Below are 24817 nucleotides of genomic sequence, written 5' to 3' on the forward strand. Positions count from 1 at the left end.
CCTCTAGAGGCCCAGGCCGCCGATGCAGACATACTTGGTGTCGAGGTAGTCCTCGATGCCCTGATGTCCGCCTTCCTTGCCCAGTCCGCTTTCCTTCAGGCCGCCGAAGGGCGCTTCCACCGTGGTGATGATGCCCTCGTTGATCCCGATCAGGCCGTACTTCAGCCCTTCCATCACGCGGAAGGCGCGGCCCATGTCCTTGGTGTAGAAATAGCACGCCAGGCCGAACTCGGTGTCATTGGCCATGGCGATGGCTTCCTCTTCCGTCCCGAAGCGGTAGACGGGCGCCACGGGGCCGAAGATTTCCTCCTTCATGAATTTCATGTCGGTGGTCGCCTCGGCGATGACGGTGGGCGAGAAGAACGTGCCGCCAAGTTCATGGCGCTTGCCGCCGGCCAGCACCTTGCCGCCCTTGCTTTCGGCATCCGCGATGAATTCCTCGACCTTTTCGACCGCATTCATGTCGATCAGCGGTCCCTGGTTGACGCCCTCCTCAAGACCCGGCCCGACCTTCAGCTTGTTCGTTGCTTCTGCCAGCTTTTCCACGAAGCGGTCATAGATGCTGTCCTGCACGAAGAACCGGTTCGTGCAGACGCAGGTCTGGCCGGAATTGCGGTACTTGGCAGCGATGGACCCTTCGACCGCGCGGTCGATGTCGGCATCGTCGAAGATCAGGAAGGGCGCGTTGCCGCCCAGTTCCATCGACACCTTCTTCACCGTCGAGGCCGCCTGCTTGAGCAGGATCTTGCCCACGTCGGTGGAACCGGTGAAGGTGATCTTCTTGATCAGCGGGTTCTCGCAGATCTCCTGCCCGATCTCGCTCGCCGATCCCGTCACCACGTTCAGCACGCCATTGGGGAAACCGACTTCCTCGGCCAGCACGCCCCAGGCAATGCCCGAATAGGGCGTCTGCGAGGCAGGCTTGACCACGGCGGTGCAACCGGCCGCCAGCGCCGGGCCGATCTTGCGGGCAAGCATCGAGGAAGGGAAATTCCACGGCGTGATGGCGCCGATGACGCCGGTCGCCTCCTTCGTCACCAGGATGCGCCGGTCGGCCCAGGGCGACGGCACGACATCGCCATAGACGCGCCGGCCTTCCTCCGCATACCAGAGCACATAGGCCGCCGACATGCCCACCTCGCCCTTGGCCTCGCCGAAAGGCTTTCCCTGCTCCATTGTCAGCAGTTCGGCGAGGGCGTCCTGATTGTCCATGATCGCGTCATGCAGCTTGCGCAGCATCTGCGAGCGGTGCAGCGCGGAGGTCTTTTTCCACGCATGGAAGGCCTCTTCCGCCGCCTCGATGGCCCGTTTCGTCTCCGCCTTGCCGGATTTCGGCACGCCGCCGATCCGTTCGCCGTTCGCCGGATTGACGACGTCGATCATCGCGCCGGAATCGGCCTGCACCCATTCGCCATTGATGTAGTTGGCTTCGCGCAGGAACGCGCTGGATTTCTTGAGCATTGTTTCACTCCCTATGATGGCCCCTGCGGCGTCTCGCCGCCGGCTTGAAACGAGATACCGGCCAACGCCCCGGAAGGCCGGTTTGATCCGGTCGGCGCGGACGATGCGACGAAAACCCCGCGCCTTCAAGACCGGTGCCGCCACCAATTTGTTTCAGCCGAAGACGGCCCGCGCGACGGTGATCCAGAACGCCGTCGTGAGCAGCGCGGCTGCCGTGCCAAGCGTCATGGCGCTTGCCGCCAAGGCCTGGCCGGTGCCGAAGCGTGTCGCGATGAGGTAGGAATTGACGCCGGCAGGCAGCGCCGCGGCCATCACGGCAACCTCCGCCACAGACGCGGGCAGTCCGGCCAGCCAGGCGAGGCAGAGCGCGATGGCCGGCATGGCGAACAGCTTGATGACGGCCAGCACGAAGGCCGCGCGCAGGTTGCCGCCCAGCCCGAAATCATTGAGCGACATGCCCATCGCGAACAGGGCGACCGGCCCGGCGACGCCGGCCAGCGCATCCACCATGCGCGGCAGCGGTGTCGGCAGGTCCAGCCCCGTGATCCTCCAGGCAAGTCCCGCCAGGATGCCGAGGATCAGCGGATTGGCGAAAAGGCGGCGCAGGAATGTCCCCATCACGGCACGCATGTCCACCGCCCCGCCATCGCGGTTTGCCCATTCGAAAAGGATGATCGACGCCGACATCATGACGGGCAGGTGCACGGCGATGATCAGCGACAGCGTCTCGAAGCCGGCCTGACCCAGCAGGCTCAGGATCAGCGGGATGCCGATCAGCACCAGGTTGGAAAAGGCCGACGAGACGCCGGCAACGACCCCGGCGCGCCGGTCGCGGCCGAACAGAAGGCGGATGGCGCCGTGCCCGGTGGTCCAGGTCAGTGCAACCGCTCCGAAATAGACCGCCCAGAGCAGCCACGGCGCCGAACCGGAGAAATCCGCCCCGGCCATGGTCCGGAACAGGAGCACCGGCGCGGCGATGGTGACGGCGAATTCGGCAAGACCGTCGCCGGTCCCCTTTTTCAGCACGCCCAGGCGCGCCGTCAGCCATCCCAGGCCGACGAGGCCGAAGACATAGGCGATGGTTGCCGCGGATTCGTTCATGGCGCCGCAGTAGCGCCGCCAACCACCGCTGGCAAGCACGCTGGCGGCAGGCCAGGTCGGCCACCGCCCGCGATTTGAGGCTTTGCCCTTTTCCCGGCGCGAAAAACCGTTTAATGCCACGCCTCGAAGAACTGAGAATCCATCAAGAGGACTTTTTCCGTGTCATCCACTTTCGACAAGGTCGCCGACATCATCGCCGAAACGAGCGAGATCGAGCGCGACACGATAACGCCGGAAAGCCACACGATCGACGATCTGGGCATCGACAGCCTCGATTTCCTGGACATCGTTTTCGCCATCGACAAGGAGTTCGGCATCAAGATCCCGCTGGAGACCTGGACGCAGGAAGTCAATGACGGCAAGGCGTCGACCGACGAGTACTTCGTCATGAAGAACCTCTGCGCCAAGATCGATTCGCTGGTTGCCGCGAAGTCGGCCTGAACGGACACGACCGCCCGTCATGAGCGCCCGCGACGCAGTCATCACCGGCATCGGCATCGTCTCCTGCCTCGGCGAAGGCAAGGATGCCCACCGCGCGGCCCTGACCGCCGGCCCGCGGGCGCCGATCCTGGAAGCCGGCACCTTCGCCCCCTATTCGGTCCATCCGTTGCCGGAGATCGACTGGGGCCAGCAGATCCCGAAGCGTGGCGACCAGCGCCAGATGGAGACCTGGCAGCGCATTGGCACCTATGCCGCCGGGCTTGCGCTCGATGACGCCGGCATGAAGGGTGACGAAGCGCTCTGCGCCTCGATGGACATGATCGTTGCCGCCGGCGGCGGCGAGCGTGACGAGGCAGCCGATTCGCTGATCCTGGAAGCCGCTGCCGAGCGGACGGACCGCGAGGTGCTTCTCAACGAGAAACTGACGACCGAGTTGCGCCCGACACTGTTCCTGGCACAGCTTTCCAACCTGCTGGCAGGCAACATCTCCATCGTCCACAAGGTGACAGGTTCGTCCCGCACCTTCATGGGCGAGGAAAGCGCGGGCGTCTCCGCCGTCGATACCGCGGTCGCCCGCATCCGCGCCGGGCAGTCCACCCACGTCCTTGTCGGCGGTTCCTACAATTGCGAACATCCCGACATGCTCCTTGCCTATGAACTGGGCGGATACCTGCATCGCGCGCCCTGGGCGCCGGTCTGGAACCGTGACGGCGCCGAGGGCGGGGGTATCGTTACCGGATCGGGCGGCGTGTTTCTTGTCATCGAGGCCCGTGAACACGCCGAAAGGCGCGGGGCCCATGTCTATGCCGAACTCGGCGACGTGAAGGCCGGGCGCGCGCGCCGCGGCCGCGACGTCCTTGTCGCGGCCATCGCCGCCATGGCGAAGGAAGCGGCACCCGGCGCCCGCCTGGCGATCTCGGCCGCGTCGGGCGAGCCCGACGTCACCGGCGCGGAAGCCGCCGCGCTTTCCGGCCTGGCGCTGCGCGGGTTTTCCAGCCTGACCGGCCATTTCAAGGAAGCCCAGTTCCCCTTCGCCATTGCGCTTGCCGCCCTGGCGCTGGATGCCGGTATTGCCGTCAGGCCTTTTGCCGAGGGCGAACCGCCGCTGGACGAACCCCAGGACGAAATCCTCGCCACGGCCATCGGCTTCGCATCGGGCGAAGGCATGGTTTCGGTCCGACGGGCCTGACGGAAAGGGTGCCATGAGGAAGTTCACCGATCATCTGGGCCGTCCGGTCGTTGCCGTCACCGGCATCGGCATCATCACGTCGCTCGGCGTGGGGCGGGCGGAGAACTGGCAGGCGCTGGCCTCCGGCCGCTCCGGCATCCGGGCGATTACCCGTTTTCCGACCGACGGCCTGCGCACGCGCATCTCCGGGATGGTAGATTTCCTGGCCTCCTCCAGCGACGGCCCCGGCCCCCTAACCCACGAAATGGCGGAAACCACGGCCCTGGAAGCCATTACGCAGGCCGGCCTACCGCAGGACGATTTCGCCGGGCCGCTGTTCCTGGCCGCGCCACCCGTCGAGACCGAATGGCGCCACCGCTTCGAGCTTGCCGAACTGGGCGGGACCGAAGGCACGCCCTACCAGCGCATGCTGGCCGCCGCCCGCGCCGCCCGCCACCCCGACCTGTTTTCGCGCGCCATGTTCGGCACCATTGCAAACCGCCTCGCCGACCGCTTCGGCACGCGCGGCCTGCCGGTGACGCTTTCCACCGCCTGCGCGTCCGGGGCAACCGCCATCCAGTGCGGCGTTGAGGCGATCCGGCGCGGCGAGGCCGACCGGGCCCTCGCCATCGGTTCGGACGGCTCCGCAACGGCGGAGGCCCTGATCCGCTTCTCCCTGCTTTCGGCCCTGTCCACCCAGAACGACCCGCCCGAAAAGGCGTCAAAGCCCTTCTCGAAGGATCGCGACGGCTTCGTGCTGGCCGAAGGCTCGGCCACACTGGTCCTGGAATCGCTCGAAAGCGCCCTTGCGCGCGGTGCCGGGGTGCTCGGCATCGTCAGCGGTTGCGGCGAGAAGGCCGACGATTTCCACCGCACCCGTTCCAAGCCCGATGCCTCGCCCGCCATCGGCGCGGTGCGCGCGGCGATGGAGGACGCGGGAATGGGCGACACCCCGGTCGATTACATCAATGCCCACGGCACCTCGACGCCGGAAAACGACAAGATGGAATATCTGGCGCTTTCGTCCGTGTTCGGCGATACGATGGGCTCCATACCGGTTTCGTCCAACAAGTCGATGATCGGCCATACGCTCTCGGCCGCCGGCGCCATCGAGGCGGCGTTCTCGATCATCACCATGCAGGAAGGCTTCCTGCCGCCGACGATCAATCACGACAATCCCGACCCGGCGATCCCCGTCGATTGCGTGCCCAATACCGGGCGCAGTGCCGACGTCTCGACGGTCCTGTCCAATTCCTTCGGCTTCGGCGGGCAGAACACCTGCCTTGTCATGGCGCGCGAACCGGTCTAGACGCCCCTCACATTGCCCTTTCACCACGGCTGCGGCCGGTTGCGCCGCATGGCGCGTCCACGCCGGGCCGGACATGAGACCAAGTGGCCGCGACGGCCGCATCAGGCGGAACGTTTCCATGCGCGCATTGCAACTCATCGAAGACCGCAAGCTCGAAATCGTCGACCTGCCCGCCCCGCCGCCGCCCGGCCCGGGCGAAGCGACCATTCGCGTCAAGGTCGTCGCGCTGAACCATATCGATGTCTGGGGCTGGCGTGGCATGGCCTTTGCCAAGCGCAAGATGCCGCTGGTGATCGGCGCGGAAGCCTCCGGCGAGGTCGAGGCCATCGGCCCCGGCGTCGCCAATGTGCTCCCCGGACAACTCGTCTCGGTCTATGGCGCGCGCACCTGCGGCCATTGCCGCCCCTGCCGCGAAGGCCGCGACAATCTGTGCGAGCATGTCAGCGGCGTGCACGGCTTCCACCTCGACGGCTTCGCCCAGGAACGGATGAACATCCCGGCCCGCCTGCTGGTGCCAGCCCCGCACGGAGTCTCGGATGTCGGCGCGGCGCTGGCGCCCGTCACCTTCGGCACCGTCGAGCACATGCTCTTCGACAATGCGAAGCTGGAGCCCGGCGAGACCATCCTCGTCCATGCCGGCGGATCCGGCATCGGAACGGCTGCGATCCAGCTTGCCAGGCGCATGGGCTGCACGGTGATCACCACGGTCGGATCGGACGCCAAGATCGAACCGGCAAGGGCGCTGGGCGCCGATCACGTCATCAATTACCGTAAGGACCGTTTCGAGGGCGTCGTCCGCAAACTGACGAAGAAGAAGGGCGTGGACGTGGTGTTCGAGCATGTCGGCGCCGACACCTGGGCCGGCTCCATGCTGTGCCTGAAGCGCGGCGGCCGCCTCGTCACCTGCGGCTCCACCTCCGGCGTCTCCACCACCATGAACCTGATGCAGCTTTTCCAGCAGCAGTTGAAGGTCTTCGGCTCCTTCGGCTGCCGCATGGAAAACATGGCCGACGCCATGCAGAAGATGGCGCGCGGACTTGTGGAACCGGTCATCGATACCGAATGCGGCTTCGAGGATATCGACGTGGCGCTCAAGCGCATGGAAACCCGCGACGTGTTCGGCAAGATCATCCTGCGGGTATCATGAACGGGTCCGGGGGGCGCCCATCATGAAAAGGCTTGTCTACCGTGTCCTGCGCCGCCTGAAATTCGTCGAATACTGGATCGTCGCACGCCTTGCACTGACCTTGCTGTGGCTCATCAAGCTGCTGCCCGCGGAACGTTCCCTCGCCATGCTGGAAGGGCTTTCGCGGCGCTTCGGCCCGCTCTCCGGGCGTCACAGTGTGGCGATGGACAATCTGCGCCATGCCTTCCCGGAAAAGGATGAGGCCGCGCTTGAAGCCATCGCCCGCGACATGTGGGGAAACATGGGCCGGCTGATGGGCGAATATGTCTTTCTCGACCAGATCCTCGACTTCGACCCCGGCAATCCCCATGTCGGACGCGTCACGATCGATGGCGCGGAGGTATTCGAGAAACTGCGCGCCGAGACCGGCAGGCCGGCGATCTTCTTCACCGCGCACATGGGAAATTTCGAACTCCTGCCGGTCGCCGCCATGACCTACGGGCTGGAGGTGACAGCCCTGTTCCGGCCGCCCAACAATCCCTATCTGGCCGAACGCCTCATGGCCGCGCGCCATACCGCGATGGGCGCGCTCGTGCCTTCCCGTGCCGGTGCGGCTTTCGCGCTTGCCCGCGTTCTGGAGAACGGCGGCAAGGCGGGAATGCTGGTTGACCAGTTCTTCATTCGCGGCCGGATGGTCGACTTCTTTGGCCGTGAAGCCTCCACGAGCCCGCTGCTCGGCAAGCTGGCCCGCCAGTTCGATTGCGCCATCCATCCCGCGCGCTGCATCCGTCTGCCGGGTGGCCGGTTTCACCTCACCTTGTTCGACGCCATCGATCCCGTTCGCGACAGCCAGGGGCGCATCGACGTCCATGGCGTGACCCAGCAGGTGACAACCATTGTCGAGGACTGGATACGCCAGGACCCCGGCCAGTGGATGTGGTTCCACAAGCGCTGGAAAGCCTCCCCCAAGGCCCGGCGGCGCAAGACGTAGCGACGTCCTCGCGCACCCCCGGACCGTCGGGCGGACATTGCCGCGCACCATCCGGTTATCCCCACCCCCGAGTGAACGCTTTCCGCCGCCGGAAGGCTGGTGCATTCATCTGGCATAAACCATTTATAGTTGTATACTACAGGAATGCTACCTGGAGTAATTCACATGCTGGAGATGTTCCCGAAATCCGATGCGAAGCCGGTACCTGTCATCATGGCGTCCAATCCGCTTGCCGGATTCTGGCCGCGTTCAACCCCTGAGCGCCCGTGGTGTTTCCGTCGCTCCGGAAACACCCAGTCTCCGGTTGAACGGCTGCTGGAGCAGTTCCTTGAGGATCCTCGCTTCGGCGCGCCCATTCTCATGGTCGGCGAGCTTGCATTGCGCTCGGCGACCGAACAGACGGCAAGCTGGCGCGATCGCGGTATGCAGGTGCTCGTGGTGCCATCGGATACGCGGAACGGAACGGCGGCAACCCTGGCAATACTGGAGATCGCCATGCGCCGGCGCCGCTCCCGCGCCGTGTTCATCCCGGCCAGCCTGCAGGTGGAGGGTGGTGCCTCGCCTGCGGGAATTCTCGCCGAGAACGCCGCCCTCATGCCGCCGGACAAGGTGGCCATGATCTTCACACGCCATGCCGGCGCCGCCGATACCGGCCCTGCCTATGTCCGGGGCGCGCTGTTCGCCGGCCGCATGCATCATGTCCAGACGATCCTGTCATCCGCTGACGGCGAGGCCCGCGACACCGCGCTTGCGGCAAACGACCTCCATGTCCCGACAGGCCCGGTCGTCTGCCACAGCCATGGTCTGATCGAGGCACTCCAGCAGGCTGCGCCGATGCTGCTGAAATCGGCTGCCAGCGCCTTGCAGCACGCCGACCGCAGCGGCGCCCTGGTCCGGCCGCATCCGGGATTCCTCTCCCTGGTGGCCAGTCACGGCGTAACCGATCTGCTCGCCGGTCATCCAAATGACCTGATCCTCAACGCCGCCGGCGAACAGATGCGCACGCTGGGCGGGTGGCGCGACATGGAACCGGCGGCCGACGATACCCTGCCGCCCATCCGTATCGGCATTTCCGGCCTGCCGGCCCATCGCGTCATCCAGGGGCCGGCGGGCATCTTCATCTGCGCGGAAGGATTCGAGGCTGACGCCGCCCGGTTCTACCCCAGGCCCGGGTCATGCGACATGCCCCGTTCTCCCGGTTCGGCGCTGCGCATATGGGGCAATGAGCAACTGGTGGAAGAGGAATACGGGATCAGGATCCTGCGGCTCGAAGTTTCGCCGGGCATGTCCCTTCCGCCGGAATGTCACTTGCGGCGCATGGAGACCTGGTCGATCAGTTCGGGCCATGCGATGGCCACGATCGATCACAGGATCGAACGGATGAATGCCGGCGATCATGTCACGATACCGGCCGGCGCAATTCACACATTGCGCAACACCGGCCCGGAACCGCTGATCGTCTATGAATGCCGGATCGGTGCCTATCTCGAGGACGACGACCGCATCCGCACGGCCAAGCTGCGGCCGCTTTCCACCGAGATCGTTTGACCCTGGACCGGCGGACCGGCCCGGCCGGCCCGCGGGGCAAGCGCCATTTCAGGCTCAGTTGGTGATGACGATCCGGACGTTGCGGGGACCGACTTCCTTGGCCATCGAATAGAGCATGGCGGCATTTTTCGGCGCCAGGCGCACGCAGCCATGCGACGCCGGCCGGCCGAGGTTCTTCACCGCGCCGGTGCCATGAATGGCGTAGCCGCCGCGAAAGAAGATGGAATGCGGCATCGGCGACATGTCGTATTTGCGCGAATACCACATCTTGTGCATCCGCGTCGGCCGGTAGGTGCCCCGCGGGGTGTAGTAACCCTTCCGTGCGGTGGAAACCTTCCAGCGTCCAACGACGCGGCCATGTTTCTTCACCGTCATCGTCTGCGCGGAAACATCGATGTGCGCCACCAGGCTGGCCGCGAACGAAGATGCGGTCCCGCCCATGATCAACATGATCGCCGCAGCAAATATCACCGTGAATTTACGCATGGAAACTACCCTCTCAACAAGCATGCCGTCACCCTACATGACATTACTGCAATTTTCTGTGATATTCACTACACGTCGGCGTGACTTGCTGTCATGGTTACCGGGCTGCCGCTGCGGGCGCATGGCAGGGATGGAGCGGGGTGGCGCGCTCAGGCGCGTCAACCCGGCTTGCCAAACCGGCAAACCCGCGCTCATATCGCGCCATGACAGAGACGCTGAAAAACAGGCTTGCAGCCGAAGTCGGGAAGCGCCGCGACGAACTTGTCGCGCTGACCCGCGACCTCATCCGCTTTCCCACCGTCAACCCGCCGGGCGAGGCCTACAGACCGTGTGCCGAGTTCGTCGGCGCGCAGATGGCCGCGCGGGGCTTTCAGGTCGAATATGTCCGTGGCGAGGGAACGCCGGGCGACAACGACACATATCCGCGCGTCAATGTGGTCGCGCGCCGCGAGGGCGGGCGGCCCGGGCCGGTCGTGCACTTCAACTCGCATATCGACGTGGTCGAGGCCGGCCACGGCTGGACCGTCGACCCGTTCGAGGGCGTGGTGAAGGATGGCCGCGTCTACGGGCGGGGCGCCTGTGACATGAAGGGCGGCCTTGCCGCGTCAATCATCGCGGTCGATGCCTTCCTGGCGCTGTTTCCGGATCATCCGGGCGCCATCGAGATTTCCGGTACGGTGGATGAGGAATCAGGCGGCTTCGGCGGCGTCGCATACCTGGCGCAAAAGGGCTATTTTTCGAGCCCGCGCGTCGATCACGTCATCATTCCCGAACCGCTCAACAAGGACCGGATCTGCCTTGGCCACCGCGGCGTGTGGTGGGCAGAGATCGAGACCAAGGGAGAAATCGCCCATGGGTCGATGCCGTTCCTGGGCGATTGCGCGGTGCGCCACATGGGCGCGGTGCTTTCCGCCTTCGAGGACGACCTGTTCCCGGCGCTCGACCGCAAGCAGACCCGGATGCCCGTCGTCCCGGAAGGGGCGCGCCGCTCGACCATGAACATCAACTCCATCCACGGCGGCCAGACCGACGACTATTCCGGCCTGCCCTCGCCCAACGTGCCGGACAGTTGCCGCCTGACCATCGACCGCAGGTTCCTGCTCGAAGAGGACATCGCCGAGGTCAAGCGGGAGGTCGTCTCCATCCTGGAACGCCTCAAGCGCGAGCGGCCGAAGTTCGATTTCTCCATTCGCGACATCATGGAAGTGATGCCGCTGATGACCGACAAGGACGCCCCGGTCGTGCAGGCCGTGACGCAGGCCGTGCGCGAGGTCTTCGGCAGGGAGCCCGACTACGTCATCTCGCCGGGCACCTATGACCAGAAGCACATGGCCCGCATCGGCCACCTGCACGATGCCATCGCCTACGGTCCGGGCATCCTGGACCTGGCGCACAAGCCCGACGAATGGGTCGGCATCGACGACATGGCCGAATCGGCCACCGTCATGGCGTTGGGCCTGGCGCGCCTGCTCTTCCCGGCAAGCCGGTCCGAAACGGACTGACAGTGGCAAATCCTGCTGACAAGCCGCGATATTGCTGATTTACTCCGCCGCAAGGCCGGTCCGCCGGCCGCGAAAAAACAGATGGGGAAACAGGTGAGGTCTTCGATGAGAAACGTGAAATCAGTCCTGGCAGCCGGCTTGCTCGTGCTTGCCAGCGGTGTATCCGCCTTCGCCGCGCGCAGCGATCTCGTTCTGGGAATCGTCCTGGAGCCGCCGCATCTCGACCCGACCGGCTCGGCTGCCGCCGCTGTCGATGAAGTGGTCTATGCCAACGTCTTCGAGGGGCTCACCCGCATCGGGCCGGACGGTCAGGTCATGCCGGCCCTTGCCGAAAGCTGGGAAATCTCCGGGGACGGCAAGACCTATACCTTCAAGCTCCGCACGGGCGTGAAGTTCCACGACGGCACCGAGTTCAATGCCGAGGACGTCAAGTTCTCGCTCGACCGGGCCCGCGCGGAAGATTCCACCAATGCGCAGAAAGGCCTGTTTTCGGCCATCGACACCGTCGAGGCTGTCGACCCGGCCACCGTCAGGGTCACCCTCAAGCAGCCGCAGGGCGCCTTCCTCTACAACATGGGCTGGGGCGACGCCGTGATCGTGGCGCCGGAATCGGCGGAGACGAACAAGGAAAACCCGGTCGGCACCGGACCGTTCAGGTTCCAGAACTGGGCCAAGGGCTCCTCCATCACCATCGTGAAGAACCCGGACTACTGGGGCGAGCCCGTTTCGCTCGAAAAGGCCGAGTTCCGCATCGTGCCGGATGCCGCCGCCGCCGTCCCGGCACTGCTGTCGGGCGACGTCCAGGCCTTCCCGCAGTTCCCGGCCGGCGATGCCCTGCCCCAGGTCCAGGCCGATCCGCGCTTTGCCGTCGTCATCGGCGCCACGGAGGGTGAAACGATCCTCTCCACCAACAACAAGAAGCCGCCCTTCGACAACCTCAAGGTCCGCCAGGCGATCGCCCATGCGCTCGACCGGCAGGCGATCATCGCGGGCGCTTCGGCCGGTGGCAACGGCGTGCCGATCGGCACCCATTTCTCGCCCGCCAACAAGGATTACGTCGACCTGACCGGCATGTATCCCCACGACATCGCCAAGGCGAAGGAACTGCTCAAGGAAGCCGGCCTTGAAAACGGCTTCAAGGCGACGATCAAGCTGCCGCCGCCGCCCTATGCCCGCGATGGCGGCCAGATCATCGCGTCGCAACTCAAGGAAGTCGGCATCGAGCTGGAAATCATTCCGGTGGAATGGGCGCAGTGGCTGGAGCAGGTCTTCAAGGGCAAGGACTACGACCTGACCATCGTGTCGCATACCGAGCCCAACGACATCGGCATCTATGCCCGCGACGACTACTACTTCAACTACGACAATCCGGAATTCAAGAAGGTCATGGCCGAACTGGATGTGACCGCCGATCCGGAAAAGCGTTCCGAACTGCTGAAGACCGCGCAGACCATCCTCGCCGAGGATGCCGTCAACGGCTTCCTTTTCGAACTGCCCAAGATCGGCGTCTGGGATGCCAAGGTCGAGGGCCTGTGGGAGAATTCGCCCATCCAGGCCAATGACCTGACCAAGGTGAAGTGGGTGGATTGATCGCCCCTGAATTGATGGCCGCCGTGACCTGCGGCGGCCGTCTCCCGCCTGCCACGTCCAGCCTGCCCGAGGGCAAGGGTAAGGGCCATTGACCGCCTATCTGCTCAAACGCCTTTTCATAGGCATTCTCACGCTGCTGTTCGCCTCCGTGGTCGTCTTCGCCGTTCTCGAGGTCGTGCCCGGCGATCCGGCGCGACTCATGCTCGGCATGAATGCGACCGAGGACGCGGTGCAGGCCCTGCGCGAGCAGATGGGGCTGAACCAGCCGCTGCTGACACGCTATGTCACGTGGCTTGCCAACTTCGCAACAGGCGATTTCGGCCGTTCGCTCACCTATTCGGTGCCAGTGATCGACCTCGTCGCAGAACGCCTGGTCGTATCGCTGCCACTCGCGGTCATGGCCCTGGCGCTTTCGACAGCCATCGCCATCCCCGCCGGCCTGTTCGCCGCCGCACGGCGCGGCCGCGCCGCCGACACCGCCACCATGGGCCTGGCGCAGGTGGGCGTGGCCATTCCCAATTTCTGGCTTGCCCTGCTGCTCGTCTATGTCTTCGCCGTCTGGCTGCGCCTGGTCCCCGCCGGCGGCTTCCCCGGCTGGGGCAACGGCATCTGGCCAGGCATCAAGGCGCTGCTCCTGCCGGCAGTCGCGCTCGCCCTGCCCCAGGCGGCAATCCTCGCCCGCGTCACGCGCTCGGCCCTGATCGAGGTGCTCGGCGAAGATTATATCCGCACCGCTCGCGCCAAGGGCCTGCCGCGCTCGCGCGTGCTCTGGCGCCACGCGCTTCGCAACGCGCTCATTCCCGTCCTGACCATCATGGGCCTGCAGTTTGCCTTCCTTCTGGCCGGCACGATCATCATCGAGAACGTGTTCTACCTGCCGGGTCTCGGCCGCCTCCTCTTTCAGGCCATCACGCAGCGCGACCTGATCGTCGTGGAAAGCGTCATCATGCTGCTGGTCGCCTCCGTCATCCTCGTCAACCTGCTGGTCGACCTATCCTATGCCGCCGTCGATCCGCGCCTGAGGTCCCGGTGATGAGCGCCGTGTCGACCCGCGAGACCGAAAGCTGGCGCGCCTTCGCCGCGAAGGCGCTCGCCAACCGCTCCTTCGTGCTTGGCCTTGTCATCACCGCCCTGATCGCACTGATGGCGGCGGTTTCCTTTCTCTGGACGCCCTATGACGTGACCAACCTGCCGGTGACGAACCGCATGTCGCCGCCCGGTGACGGGCATCTGTTCGGCACCGACCATTTCGGCCGCGACATCTTCTCCATGATCATGGTCGGCAGCCGCAACTCGATTGCCGTCGCCTTCGTCGCCGTGGCCATCGGCATGGGGATCGGCGTGCCGCTCGGCTGCTGGGCGGCGGCACGGCGCGGCTGGGTGGACGAAGCGCTGATGCGCTTCAACGACGTGGTCTTCGCCTTTCCCGCGCTGCTTTCGGCGGTCATGATCACCGCCATCTTCGGCCCCGGCGCCATCAATGCCATCATCGCCATCGGCATCTTCAACATCCCCGTCTTCGCCCGTGTCGCCCGTGCCGGCGCACTGTCCATCTGGCCGCGCGAATACATCCTGGCGGCGCGCGCATCCGGCAAGAACGCCACCCAGATCACCATCGAGCACATCCTGCCCAACATCGCCTCCATCCTGCTGGTGCAGGGCACGATCCAGTTCGCGCTCGGCATCCTGGCCGAGGCGGGCCTGTCCTATGTCGGCTTCGGCGCCCAACCGCCCATGCCAAGCTGGGGACGCATGCTTTTCGAGGCGCAGACCCGGATGATCGTCGCGCCGCACATGGCGATCTTCCCGGGCCTCGCCATCGTCATCACCGTGCTTGGGCTGAACCTGCTGGGGGACGGCCTGCGCGACCTGCTCGACCCGAAAACGCGGCGGGAGCGCTGAGCGCCATGGCGGGCAGCCTCCTGCATATCGAGAACCTGTCGCTCTCCATCGGCGAAACGCCGATCCTGACCCATGTCGACATGCGCATCGGCGAGGGCGAGGTGCTGGGCCTGGTCGGCGAATCCGGCTCCGGCAAGTCCATGACGGCGCTGGCCATCATGCGCCTCCTGCCCCACGCCGCGGCCACGTCGGGGCGCATCCTTTTCGACGGCCAGGACCTGCTCACGCAAACCGAGGACCGGATGTGTGCCCTGCGCGGCGATGACATCGGCATGGTGTTCCAGGAGCCGATGACCGCGCTCAACCCTGTGAAGACCATCGGCGAGCAGGTGGCCGAGGGCATTCGCTGGCACACGCGCTGCTCCCGCGCCGAGGCAGAGGAGCGCACCCGCGCCATGCTCGACCGCGTCGGCCTGCCGCAGGCGAAGTTTCCCCCGTCGCGTTTTCCCCACGAACTGTCCGGCGGGCAGCGCCAGCGCGTAGTCATCGCCATTGCCTGCGCGCTGAAGCCCCGCCTGCTCATCGCCGACGAACCGACCACGGCGCTCGACGTGGTGCTCCAGGCACAGATCCTCGACCTGTTGCGTGACCTCGTGGCCGAAAACAGGATGGGCCTGCTGCTGATCAGTCACGACCTCGCCGTCGTCGCCGACATGGCCGACCGCATCACCGTCATGCGCCAAGGCCAGGTGATGGAGCAGGGCGAGACCGCCACCACGCTGCAACGCCAGGCCCATCCCTATACAAGGCAACTGGCCGAAGCCTCCATGCACGTTCCCGCGGTCCGGGCCGCAGCCCTTCCCCGCGCCCGCGAGACCGGGCACGGGTCTGCGCCCCTGCTGGCCGTGGAGAACGTGAAGAAGGACTATCCCGGCCGGCGGACCTCGCTGTTTCGCAAGGCCGAACCGTTCCGCGCTGTCGATGACGTCTCCTTCGCCATGGAGCCGGGTCATTCGGTCGCGCTGGTGGGGCGCTCGGGTTGCGGCAAGTCAACGCTTGCGCGCATGATCCTGGCACTCGATCACCCGACCGGGGGCGCAATCCGCCTTGCCGGCCAGGACCTGTCGCATCTGGAAGGCGAGGCCCTGCGGCCTTTCCGCCGCCGCATGCAGGTGGTCTTCCAGGACCCCTATGGCTCCTTCAATCCGCGCCACAAGGTGGAGCGCCTCGTCGCCGAGCCACTGCATCTCATGGACCGCCAGCCATCGCGCAGCGAGAGGCGCGAGCGCGTGGCCGAGGCGCTCGACGAGGTTCACATGCCGCCCGACAGCATGGACCGCTACCCGCACGAATTCTCCGGCGGCCAGCGCCAGCGCATCTCCATTGCCCGTGCCCTCATCACCCGGCCCGACCTGATCGTCGCCGATGAGCCCGTTTCGGCACTGGACGTGTCCATCCGCGCCCAGATCCTCGACCTGTTCGCCGAATTGAACGACAAGCTGAAACTCGCCTACCTGTTCATCACCCATGACCTGACGGTGGCCCGCGCCATCACCGACGAGGTCATGGTCATGCATGACGGCCGGATCGTCGAGCGCGGTCGCACCGCCGATGTCCTGTCGAGCCCCGTACACGAGGCCACACGCGCGCTGGTCGACGCCGCGCCGGACCTGGAACGGGCAATCGCGCGCAGGCTTGAACGGGCCTGACCTCAGGCGGCGCCGGGGTTCTCGTTGAGCTTCTCGATGGTCCGGCGGATCACGCCGGCCTCCCGTTCGTCGAGGTCGTGATCGGATCGCGCAATGGCTTCCATGTGTTCCACCAGCGCCTTCTTGCGCTCGTAGGACATGGCCTGGAACACTTCCGCCGCCTGCCGGCCGGTCGTCTCGTAGCCGTATTCGTGCAGGTAGCGCACCACGTCGGGGAAACTTTCCGGCCCGATGCCGAACGCCTCCTCGGCAATGCGCTTGAGCATGTCCATCTCGGCCTCTTCCACCTTGCCGTCGGCCAGCGCGACACGGAACAGAAGAAGCAGTTCGGCCGTGATCGTCGGGTCGTGAGCCACTTTGCGGACCGCCGGGTCGCCCTCGAAAAACGTCACCAGTCTGTCAATGATGCTCGGTGCCATGGCAGGCCTTCCCCTCCAAAGGGCTTGATCGTCATCCCGGCCCCGATGGTAGCCGCTGATTTCGCTTGCGCAAGATCGTTCGCCATGCTGCAAACCGCCGCGCCCCGCACATCGCGGCCTGGAAGTCCCCATGATCGAACTCTCGCTCGAAATCGCAGCCCTTCTCGCACTCGCCGCCTTCCTGGCCGGCTTCATCGATGCCATCGCCGGCGGCGGCGGCCTGATCACAGTCCCTGCCCTCCTGCTGGCCGGCTTCGACCCGGTCGTGGCGCTTGGCACGAACAAGCTGCAAAGCCTGTTCGGTTCCGGCTCCGCGACGCTCGCCTATGCGGCGAAGGGCCATGTCCACCTGCGCCGGCAATTGCCCGCGGCCCTGGCCTCGTGCCTCGGCGCCGTGGCTGGCGCCATGCTTGCCACCGTGCTCCCGGATACGGTGCTCAAGGCCGTCCTTCCGGTCCTTCTCGTCACCATCGCCCTCTACTTCGCCTTCAAGCCGTCGCTCTCCGATATCGACCGGGCCGAGCGCATCGGCCCGTTCCTGTTCTCGCTCACCGCCGTGCCGCTGATCGGGTTCTATGACGGCGTGTTCGGCCCCGGCACCGGTTCCTTCTTCATGCTGGCCTATGTCGGGCTGGCCGGCTATGGTGTGCTGAAGGCCACCGCCCACACCAAGGTGATGAATTTCGCCTCCAACATCGGCGCCTTCGCAGCCTTCGCCGCCGTCGGCGTTATCGCCTGGAAGGCCGGTCTCGTCATGGGCGTGATGCAGTTTGCCGGCGCCCGCCTCGGCGCCCATTTCGCCATGCGGAACGGTGCGCGCCTCATCAAGCCGCTGCTCGTGGTGAGTTGCACCATATTGGCGATCCGGCTCGTCATGGATCCCGACAATCCGCTGCGCGCGCTCCTTCCATGAGCCGGCGCACATCGGCTGTGCGGCGAATGTGTACATGTGGAGCATGTTGCGCCGCCCCCAGCTTGGTCTAGATTGCATGAGAGGAACCTGATGACGGGGAGGATGACATGGATGCAAGCGTCGACATGAGCGCGGGCCAGTTCGAGTTGAACGAGGACCAGCGCGCCATTCAGGACATGGCCCGCTCCTTTGCCGAAGACCGCGTGGCGCCGCACGCGCTGGAATGGGACAAGGCGCGCCACTTTCCCGATGACGTGATCCGCGAGACCGGCCCGCTCGGCTTCGGCGGTATCTACGTGCGTGAGGATGTCGGCGGCTCCGCCCTGTCCCGTCTCGATGCCGTTCTGGTCTTCGAGGCGCTGTCCACTGCCTGCCCCGCCTTTTCGTCCTTCATTTCCATTCACAACATGGCGGCCTGGATGATCGACCGCTTCGGCAACGAGGAGCAGCGCCAGCGCTTCCTGCCGAAGCTGACGTCCATGGAACTCCTCGCCGGATACTGCCTGACCGAACCGGGTTCGGGCTCCGACGCGGCGGCACTCAAGACGAAGGCCGTGCGCGACGGCGACCACTACGTGCTCAACGGCGCCAAGCAGTTCATTTCGGGCGCCGGCGCCAACGACGTCTATGTCGTCATGGTGCGCACCGGCGGCGACGGCCCGTCCGGCATTTCCACCATCGTGGTGGAAAAGGACACGCCGGGCCTGTCCTTCGGCGCGCCGGAAAACAAGATGGGCTGGCACATGCAGCCCACTGCCCAGGTGATCTTCGACAATTGCCGCGTGCCGGTGGAAAACCGCCTGTCCGACGAGGGCATGGGCTTCCGCATCGCCATGGCGGGGCTGGATGGCGGCCGGCTCAACATCGCCGCCTGCTCGCTCGGCGGCGCCACGTCGGCCATCGAGAAGGCGGTGCAATATGCCGCCGAACGCCAGGCTTTCGGCAAGGCGATCAACCAGTTCCAGTCGCTCCAGTTCAAGCTGGCCGACATGGAGATCGAGCTTTCGGCCGCCCGGCAACTGCTCTACACCGCCGCTTCCAAGCTGGACCGCAAGACCCCGGATGCCTCCAAGTGGTCGGCCATGGCCAAGCGCTTCGTCACCGACGCCGGTTTCGAGATCGTCAATGACGCCCTCCAGATCCACGGCGGTTACGGCTATCTGCACGACTACGGGATGGAGAAACTGGTGCGCGACCTCCGGGTCCACCAGATCCTTGAAGGCACCAACGAGATCATGCGCATGATCGTCGCCCGCCACATGATCGGGCGCTGACCGGCGAACCGCGACGGAGGAGAAACCAGACATGACCACGATTGCATTCATCGGCCTTGGCAACATGGGCAATCCCATGGCAGCCAACCTCGTCAAGGGCGGCCACCAGGTTCAGGGCTTCGATCTCGTGCCGGAAAACCTCAAGGTGGCGCGCGACAATGGCGTCACCGTCATGGCGAACGCCGCCGCGGCGGTGCGCGAGGCGGATGTCATCATCACCATGCTGCCGGCCGGCAAGCATGTGCTTTCGGTCTACAACGACATCGTGGCAGCGGCCGATCGGGCCGCCTTGTTCATCGATTCCTCCACCATCGACGTGGATTCGGCGCGAAAGGCCCACGCCATTGCCGAGGCCGCGGGCATGCAATCCCTGGATGCGCCGGTATCGGGCGGCGTCGGCGGCGCCCAGGCTGCAACCCTGACCTTCATGTGCGGCGGATCGGAAGCCGCCTTCAAGCGCGCCGAGCCCTATCTGGCGCTGATGGGCAAGAAGGCGGTCCATTGCGGCGACGCCGGCAATGGCCAGGCGGCAAAGATCTGCAACAACATGATCCTCGGCATCTCGATGATCGGCGTCGGCGAGGCCTTCGCCCTGGCCGAGAAGCTGGGCCTTTCGCACCAGGCACTGTACGACGTGGCGTCCACGTCGTCAGGCCAATGCTGGTCGCTTACCACCTATTGCCCGGTGCCGGGCCCCGTGCCGTCTTCGCCGGCCAACAACGGCTACAAGCCCGGTTTTGCTGCCGCTCTCATGCTCAAGGACCTGCGCCTGGCCCAGGAGGCCGCCCAGTCAACCGGTGCGGCCACCCCGCTCGGCGCAGAGGCCGCGCAGATCTATACCCTGTTCAACGCGCAGGGAAACGGCGACACCGACTTCTCGGGAATCGTGAACTTCCTGCGCGGCGGAAAGGGTTGACGTCCGTTAACCCCTGTAAACGCCAAAAAGACAAAAAAATGCGCGATTTAGATTTGCTTAAGTCCTCGCTAACCAGCCGGTAACGATAGCGCTTTAAAACGGACGACAAGGCGCTCGAAAACGCCTTGCCGCTCCGGATCAGGTATCGCGTACCGGAGCGGGCATGTTCCCCGGCCCAGCGTATCTTCCGGGCGGGAGCCATGCGTACTGGATGGCAAAGCCGCGTTCCCCCGGTGACGGGCGGGCGCGGTTTTTGCCATGCCGGTATCACTTTATGGTTGTATGATTGCCAGTTATGCAACTATGATTCCCCGTGAACCAGAATCGCGGGGATATGATGAAACTCCCGAAGACCCGGAAGACCATTTTGGCCTTGCTCCTGCTTGCAACCCCTTTGCAGGCCGCCGAAACCGATGACATGCAGGAACTGCGCGGCGTGGTTCGCTCCAAGGCGCGCCTGGAAATCGCAACCGACCTGACGATTCCGGTCGCCGAAGCCCCCTTGCGTGACGGGATGCGTTTCAGGAAGGGCGAACTGCTGCTTGCATTCGACTGCCGCCGCCTCGAGGCCGAGCAACGTGCCGCGAGCGCCGCTGTCCGTGCCGCCACTGTCGAACACAACCAGAAAGCGCATTTGCGAAAGCACGGCGCGGCCGGCAAGGGCGAGGTGGATCTGGCCTTGGCCGGACTGGAAAAAGGCCGTGCCGAACTGGAACTCGCGGAAGCGAAGATGACTGGCTGCCGGATCGAGGCGCCGTTTGACGGCCGCATCGTCGAACGGTTCGCCGACGTTCACGAGATCCCCGAACCCGGCAAGCCGCTGATGGTGATCGTCGACGACAGCAACCTGGAGATCGATTTCGTCGCGCCGTCGCGCTGGCTGAGCTGGCTGGAGCCGGGTGCCGGATTCGGCTTCACGGTCGACGAAACGGGCGTGTCGGTGCGCGGCCGGATCGAACGGATCGGTGCCGAGGTGGATGCGGTCAGCCAGACCGTCCGTCTCACCGGAACACTCGACAGCGGCGCCGGCGTCATCCTCCCCGGCATGAGTGGCAACGCCCTGTTCGACAGGCAGACCGGGCAGTGAAGCCATGAACGCCCCGGTGCGCAAGCCGTTTTCCCTGAAGCCATCCCCATCTTCGCCGGGTGCAGCGCCGGCCAATGCCGCCCATGCCGGACCTTCTGTCCCACAGGCACCCCAGGCACGGACGACGGCGCGGCCAGGATCCCGCCTCGAATTGCTCCTCGAAATCGAAGGCGGCCTGCGCGAAGCGCAGAGCGAAGCGGAACTGGGCCAGTATATCGTCGACGAAACGGGCCGGATTCTGCGATTTGCCGGAACCTGCTACCTGCTTCTCCAGCGCGCATGGAAAGGACACCCGGTCCTCAGCCATGCCACCGGCGTGTCCAGTCCGGACAGACAATCGCCTCTTGCGGCGTCGCTGGAAGCAGCCGTCGCCCGCAATGCCGGCCTGCTCGCCGCTGGCAGGCCGGCCGTTTTGCCGTTCGACGAACCGCTGGCGGGAAGCGGGAAGAAACGCCTGCTGGCAATACCGTTGCGCATCATCGGGGGCAGGACCGCCGGCGTTCTCGCCATCCCTGTCAGCAAGGCTCCCGGCGATGCCGACCAGTTGATCGCGGCCCGCCTTGCATCCGCCTATGGCCACGCACTCACGCCCTTCGCGCGCAGCCTCGGCCGCCAGGCTCTTGTGGCGCGCCGGCGGCAGATCGCCATGGCGCTGGCGCTGGCCGGCATGCTATCCCTTTTCATTCCCGTTCCCCTCACGGTCCTTGCGCCAGCCGAAGTCGTGCCGCGCGATCCCTTCGTGGTCGCTGCTCCCGTCGACGGCGTGATCCGGCGCCTTCTTGTCGATCCCAACCAGTCCGTCGCAGCCGGTGAACTGCTGGCAGAGTTCGATGACACCGAGCCCAGGGGTCGCTACGACGTGGCAGCCCGGGCTCTCGACATCGCTTCTGCCCGGGAGCGCAGGACTCGGCAGGGTGCGTTTGCTTCGCAGGACATGCGCCGCGAACTGGCCATCGCCGAGGCCGAGCGCCGCATGGCGGAGGCGGAACTGGCAGAGGCCCGCGACCGTCTGGAACGGACCCGGATCCGGGCGCCCGCGGCGGGAATCGTGCTCTATTCCAACCGGGACGACTGGACCGGCAAACCCGTTTCCACGGGCGAGCGGATCATGCGCATCGCCGATCCGAACCGCCTCCGGTTGCGGATCGAACTTGCCATCGGCGATACCGTGGCGCTCGACGGGGACGGCAGCCTGCGTCTCTTCCTCGATGCCGCCCCCCTGGCACCCGTCTTGGCGAAGGTGGAAACCGCCGCCTATCTGGCCGAACCCACACCCGACAACCGTCTCGTCTATCCGGTTCTCGCCGCGATCGAAGACGGCGCGGTTCCCCTGCGGCCGGGACTGAGGGGAACCGCGCAGATCTACGGACCGCGCGTCTCGCTGGGCTATTACCTGTTCCGCCGTCCCATCGCCCTGTTGCGGCAGAGATTCGGAATTTGACGGGATGACCGCGGCCACGGTTCCAGACGGGCCTGACCTGCCCCGCTTGCGCTCGGATCTCCTTTTCCACGAGGCGCCCGGCGATGCGACCGGAGCACGGGCCTGGCTGATAGAGGATCCTGTCCGGCAACGCTTTTTCCGCCTTTCCCGCCCTGCTTTCGATCTTCTGTCGGCATGGTGCGCCGGCCCCGCTGCCGCAACGCTTCGCCAATACACCGAACGGACCGGCCACGTGCTGGCTCCGGAGGATATCGAGGGCATGATCCGTTTCTTGAAAGCCAACGAACTGGCCTGTCCCGCCGCCGGAGACTGGAAAATCCTGGCCGAGGCCGCAAGGCGCGGCCGCCGTGGCATCCTGTCGAGTGCCGCGCACGCCTACATCTTCTTCCGCGTGCCCCTTCTCCGGCCGCAAACCTTCCTCGATCGCGCCTGGCCGGTCGTCGCGCCGCTTTTCACGCGCACCTTCGCGCTTTTCACCGCGCTGGTGGCGCTCGCCGGGCTCTGGCTGGCATCCCGGCAATGGGATGTCTTCGTTCACACCTTCGTGGATTTCCTCAGCCTCGAGGGCGTCATCATCTACGGCGCGAGCCTGGCCGTCATCAAGTCCCTGCACGAACTCGGCCATGCCTTCATGGCACGGCGCTACAACGTCCCGGTTCCCACCATCGGCGTGGCCTTCATCGTGCTTTTTCCGATCCTCTACACGGACACGACGAGCGCCTGGCGCCTGCCGGCACGCAAGCGCGTCATGATCGACGCGGCCGGCATCTTTACCGAACTGGTCATCGCCGCCTGGTGTACCCTGCTCTGGGCGCTGCTTCCCGACGGCCCGCTGAGGGGCGTCGTCTTCGCCGCAGCCACGCTCTCATGGGTCACGTCGCTCGCGGTCAACCTGAACCCGCTGATGCGCTTCGACGGCTACTACCTGCTCGCAGACATCATGGACTTCCGCAACCTCCAACAGCGCGGCTTCGCGCTCGCCCGCTGGCGGATGCGCGAACTTCTCTTCGGCTGGGGCGAACCGCCGCCTGAAACGTTGCGCCCATCTGTCCGGCGGTTCATCATCATCCACGCCTGGGCGACCTGGATCTACCGCTTTTTCCTGTTCGCGGGCATCGCGCTCCTCGTCTACCACATGACGGTGAAGGTCATCGGCATCGCCCTCTTCCTCGTGGAAATCGGAATCTTCATCGCCATGCCCGTCTATCGGGAGATCGCGACCTGGTGGGGCGAGCGCAAGCGATTCGCGCTCAACCGGACGATGTTTCGCACCGTGTTGGTGGCGGGCGGGCTTCTCCTCGTCCTCTTTCTGCCATGGCAGGGTTCGGTGCGCGCGCCGGCACTGCTGCGCGCCGCGCCTACCTATGCCGTCCATGCACCGGCAAAAGCCCGTCTCGTCGAGGTTCTCGCCACCGATGGCGCGTCCGTCAGCCAGGGACAATTGCTCTACCGGCTCGAAGCGCCGGACCTTGCCTATCGCAAGCGTGTCGCCGAAGCCCGGCGCGCGCTGGCCAGCGCGCGCCTGGCGCGGATGACCGCCGACATGCGCGACCGTTCCGAACGCGGCGTCATCGAGAACGAACTGGCGTCGGCGCAAAGCGAAATCGCCAGCCTAGAATCACTGGAATCGGCGCTCGTAATCCGCGCGCCGATTGCCGGGCGCATCGCCAATGCGCTGCCGGACCTGCACACCGGACTCTGGATATCGCCGTCGACCCGGCTGGCGGTGATCGCGGCTCCTTCGGCGGCCTCGCTGGTCGCGGCCATCTCCGAAGAGGATGTGCATCGCCTGCAGCCCGGCGCGACCGGCCGGTTCGTTGCCGGGGAACCGGAATTCGAGGCCCTGACCGTCACCCTGACCGGGCTTTCACCGACCCCCTTGAGGGCCCTGCCGGGCGCCTTGCTGGGGTCGGAACATGGCGGGCCCATTCCCACGGAGCGCGACGGCAGCGGCGAGATCGCCGGAAGCTGGTATGGCGCCGCATTCGCGGCGCTGGACCGGCAACCGGTTGCCCACGAGATGCGCGGAAGCGTGACACTGGACGCAACACGCGAAAGCCTGGCGGCAGGTTTTGTCCGCCGCATCGCCGCCGTGCTCGTCCGCGAGAGCGGCTTCTGACCACGCCAGCGCCTAGCGCTGGACCAGCCTGTCGAAATTGTGGCGCACGGTCCGCGAGGTTGGCCGCAAGGCGGCCCGCGATGCCCGTGCCATGGTATCGGCCATCAGGTCGCCCGGATGGCGGCCAGAGAGGACAGACGGCCAGAACTCGAAGGCGGCTTCCCACAGCGAAAGCTGCGCGGCCCACAAGCCTTCCGCGCCGGCCGCGATCTTCTCGTCGACCGCCCGGTGCGTTTCGCCGCGCGCCAGTCCCCCCGCCGCCGCCTCTGCATAGAGAACGGGAAGCCGCATCGCCACCACGAAAGGCGCCAGCAGCAGGTCAGCCATGGACCCGCCGCCAGCCTCCCTGCTCCCGGAACGTGACATCCGGCCAT

The 24817-nt window shown here is 65.7% G+C and carries 22 protein-coding genes; 17 read left to right on the plus strand and 5 right to left on the minus strand.

What is annotated here, in order from left to right:
- Nucleotides 1-3 precede the first annotated feature (3 nt).
- Nucleotides 4-1461 carry an NAD-dependent succinate-semialdehyde dehydrogenase gene (locus tag ACLB6G_RS16770; protein ID WP_410357355.1) on the minus strand — a complete coding sequence of 486 codons (1458 nt, stop codon included), beginning with the start codon at nt 1459-1461 and terminating at the stop codon, nt 4-6.
- A 153-nt stretch (nt 1462-1614) separates the two neighbouring features.
- Nucleotides 1615-2562 carry an AEC family transporter gene (locus ACLB6G_RS16775; RefSeq protein ID WP_410357356.1) on the minus strand — a complete coding sequence of 316 codons (948 nt, stop codon included), beginning with the start codon at nt 2560-2562 and terminating at the stop codon, nt 1615-1617.
- Between the two features lie 159 nt (nt 2563-2721).
- Here ACLB6G_RS16775 and ACLB6G_RS16780 point away from each other — a divergent pair, with 159 nt between their 5' ends.
- From ACLB6G_RS16780 to ACLB6G_RS16805, 6 genes are all read left to right on the plus strand, one after another.
- A complete protein-coding gene (locus ACLB6G_RS16780; RefSeq protein WP_410357357.1) occupies nt 2722-3003 on the plus strand; it encodes an acyl carrier protein in 282 nt (93 codons plus the stop codon).
- A 19-nt stretch (nt 3004-3022) separates the two neighbouring features.
- On the plus strand, nt 3023-4192 hold the full coding sequence (locus ACLB6G_RS16785) for a beta-ketoacyl-ACP synthase (RefSeq protein WP_410357358.1): 1170 nt from the start codon (nt 3023-3025) through the stop codon (nt 4190-4192).
- A gap of 13 nt (nt 4193-4205) precedes the next feature.
- On the plus strand, nt 4206-5480 hold the full coding sequence (locus tag ACLB6G_RS16790; RefSeq protein WP_410357359.1) for a beta-ketoacyl-ACP synthase: 1275 nt from the start codon (nt 4206-4208) through the stop codon (nt 5478-5480).
- A gap of 118 nt (nt 5481-5598) precedes the next feature.
- Nucleotides 5599-6627, plus strand: a complete 1029-nt coding sequence (locus ACLB6G_RS16795) for a zinc-binding dehydrogenase (RefSeq protein WP_410357360.1) — start codon at nt 5599-5601, stop codon at nt 6625-6627.
- A 22-nt stretch (nt 6628-6649) separates the two neighbouring features.
- A complete protein-coding gene (locus tag ACLB6G_RS16800) occupies nt 6650-7597 on the plus strand; it encodes a lipid A biosynthesis lauroyl acyltransferase (protein ID WP_410357361.1) in 948 nt (315 codons plus the stop codon).
- A 165-nt stretch (nt 7598-7762) separates the two neighbouring features.
- A complete protein-coding gene (locus ACLB6G_RS16805; RefSeq protein WP_410357362.1) occupies nt 7763-9145 on the plus strand; it encodes a phosphomannose isomerase type II C-terminal cupin domain in 1383 nt (460 codons plus the stop codon).
- 54 nt (nt 9146-9199) lie between these two features.
- Here ACLB6G_RS16805 and ACLB6G_RS16810 read toward each other — a convergent pair whose 3' ends face one another.
- The gene (locus tag ACLB6G_RS16810) at nt 9200-9631 is read right to left on the minus strand and encodes a L,D-transpeptidase (RefSeq protein WP_410357363.1); all 432 of its coding nucleotides are present in this window, start codon (nt 9629-9631) and stop codon (nt 9200-9202) included.
- 203 nt (nt 9632-9834) lie between these two features.
- On the opposite strand from ACLB6G_RS16810, the gene ACLB6G_RS16815 reads away from it, so the two are divergent.
- From ACLB6G_RS16815 to ACLB6G_RS16835, 5 genes are all read left to right on the plus strand, one after another.
- Nucleotides 9835-11133 carry an acetylornithine deacetylase/succinyl-diaminopimelate desuccinylase family protein gene (locus ACLB6G_RS16815; RefSeq protein WP_410357364.1) on the plus strand — a complete coding sequence of 433 codons (1299 nt, stop codon included), beginning with the start codon at nt 9835-9837 and terminating at the stop codon, nt 11131-11133.
- Between the two features lie 105 nt (nt 11134-11238).
- Entirely contained in the window at nt 11239-12723 is a 1485-nt protein-coding gene (locus ACLB6G_RS16820; RefSeq protein ID WP_410357365.1) for an ABC transporter substrate-binding protein, read from the plus strand.
- Between the two features lie 88 nt (nt 12724-12811).
- Nucleotides 12812-13756: an ABC transporter permease gene (locus ACLB6G_RS16825; protein ID WP_410357366.1), complete on the plus strand. Its 945-nt coding sequence runs from the start codon at nt 12812-12814 to the stop codon at nt 13754-13756.
- A complete protein-coding gene (locus tag ACLB6G_RS16830) occupies nt 13756-14625 on the plus strand; it encodes an ABC transporter permease (RefSeq protein WP_410357367.1) in 870 nt (289 codons plus the stop codon). Before ACLB6G_RS16825 ends, ACLB6G_RS16830 begins: the two co-directional genes overlap by 1 nt.
- Before the next feature lie 5 nt (nt 14626-14630).
- Complete coding sequence (locus ACLB6G_RS16835) at nt 14631-16274, plus strand: ABC transporter ATP-binding protein (protein ID WP_410357368.1); 1644 nt, start codon at nt 14631-14633, stop codon at nt 16272-16274.
- Nucleotides 16275-16276: 2 nt separating this feature from the next.
- On the opposite strand, the gene ACLB6G_RS16840 is transcribed toward ACLB6G_RS16835, so the two are convergent.
- A complete protein-coding gene (locus tag ACLB6G_RS16840; RefSeq protein ID WP_410357369.1) occupies nt 16277-16693 on the minus strand; it encodes a tellurite resistance TerB family protein in 417 nt (138 codons plus the stop codon).
- 130 nt (nt 16694-16823) lie between these two features.
- Between ACLB6G_RS16840 and ACLB6G_RS16845 the strand changes: the two genes are divergently transcribed.
- The 6 genes from ACLB6G_RS16845 to ACLB6G_RS16870 all read left to right on the plus strand — a co-directional run bounded on the left by ACLB6G_RS16845 (nt 16824) and on the right by ACLB6G_RS16870 (nt 24443).
- Complete coding sequence (locus ACLB6G_RS16845; RefSeq protein WP_410357370.1) at nt 16824-17606, plus strand: TSUP family transporter; 783 nt, start codon at nt 16824-16826, stop codon at nt 17604-17606.
- A 107-nt stretch (nt 17607-17713) separates the two neighbouring features.
- Nucleotides 17714-18880, plus strand: a complete 1167-nt coding sequence (locus ACLB6G_RS16850) for an isobutyryl-CoA dehydrogenase (RefSeq protein WP_410357371.1) — start codon at nt 17714-17716, stop codon at nt 18878-18880.
- 31 nt (nt 18881-18911) lie between these two features.
- A complete protein-coding gene (gene mmsB / locus ACLB6G_RS16855) occupies nt 18912-19796 on the plus strand; it encodes a 3-hydroxyisobutyrate dehydrogenase (RefSeq protein WP_410357372.1) in 885 nt (294 codons plus the stop codon).
- 373 nt (nt 19797-20169) lie between these two features.
- The gene (locus ACLB6G_RS16860) at nt 20170-20883 is read left to right on the plus strand and encodes an efflux RND transporter periplasmic adaptor subunit (protein ID WP_410357373.1); all 714 of its coding nucleotides are present in this window, start codon (nt 20170-20172) and stop codon (nt 20881-20883) included.
- Between the two features lie 151 nt (nt 20884-21034).
- Nucleotides 21035-22324 carry an efflux RND transporter periplasmic adaptor subunit gene (locus ACLB6G_RS16865; protein ID WP_410357374.1) on the plus strand — a complete coding sequence of 430 codons (1290 nt, stop codon included), beginning with the start codon at nt 21035-21037 and terminating at the stop codon, nt 22322-22324.
- A gap of 4 nt (nt 22325-22328) precedes the next feature.
- Nucleotides 22329-24443, plus strand: coding sequence for an HlyD family efflux transporter periplasmic adaptor subunit (locus ACLB6G_RS16870; protein WP_410357375.1), 2115 nt, complete (start codon nt 22329-22331; stop codon nt 24441-24443).
- 12 nt (nt 24444-24455) lie between these two features.
- Here ACLB6G_RS16870 and ACLB6G_RS16875 read toward each other — a convergent pair whose 3' ends face one another.
- Nucleotides 24456-24770 (minus strand): hypothetical protein, encoded by a 315-nt coding sequence (locus ACLB6G_RS16875; RefSeq protein ID WP_410357376.1) that lies wholly within the window; start codon nt 24768-24770, stop codon nt 24456-24458.
- Nucleotides 24771-24817 lie beyond the last annotated feature (47 nt).

This window comes from Zhengella sedimenti, from assembly GCF_046506625.1.
In the GTDB taxonomy this organism is placed as follows: domain Bacteria; phylum Pseudomonadota; class Alphaproteobacteria; order Rhizobiales; family Rhizobiaceae; genus Zhengella; species Zhengella sedimenti.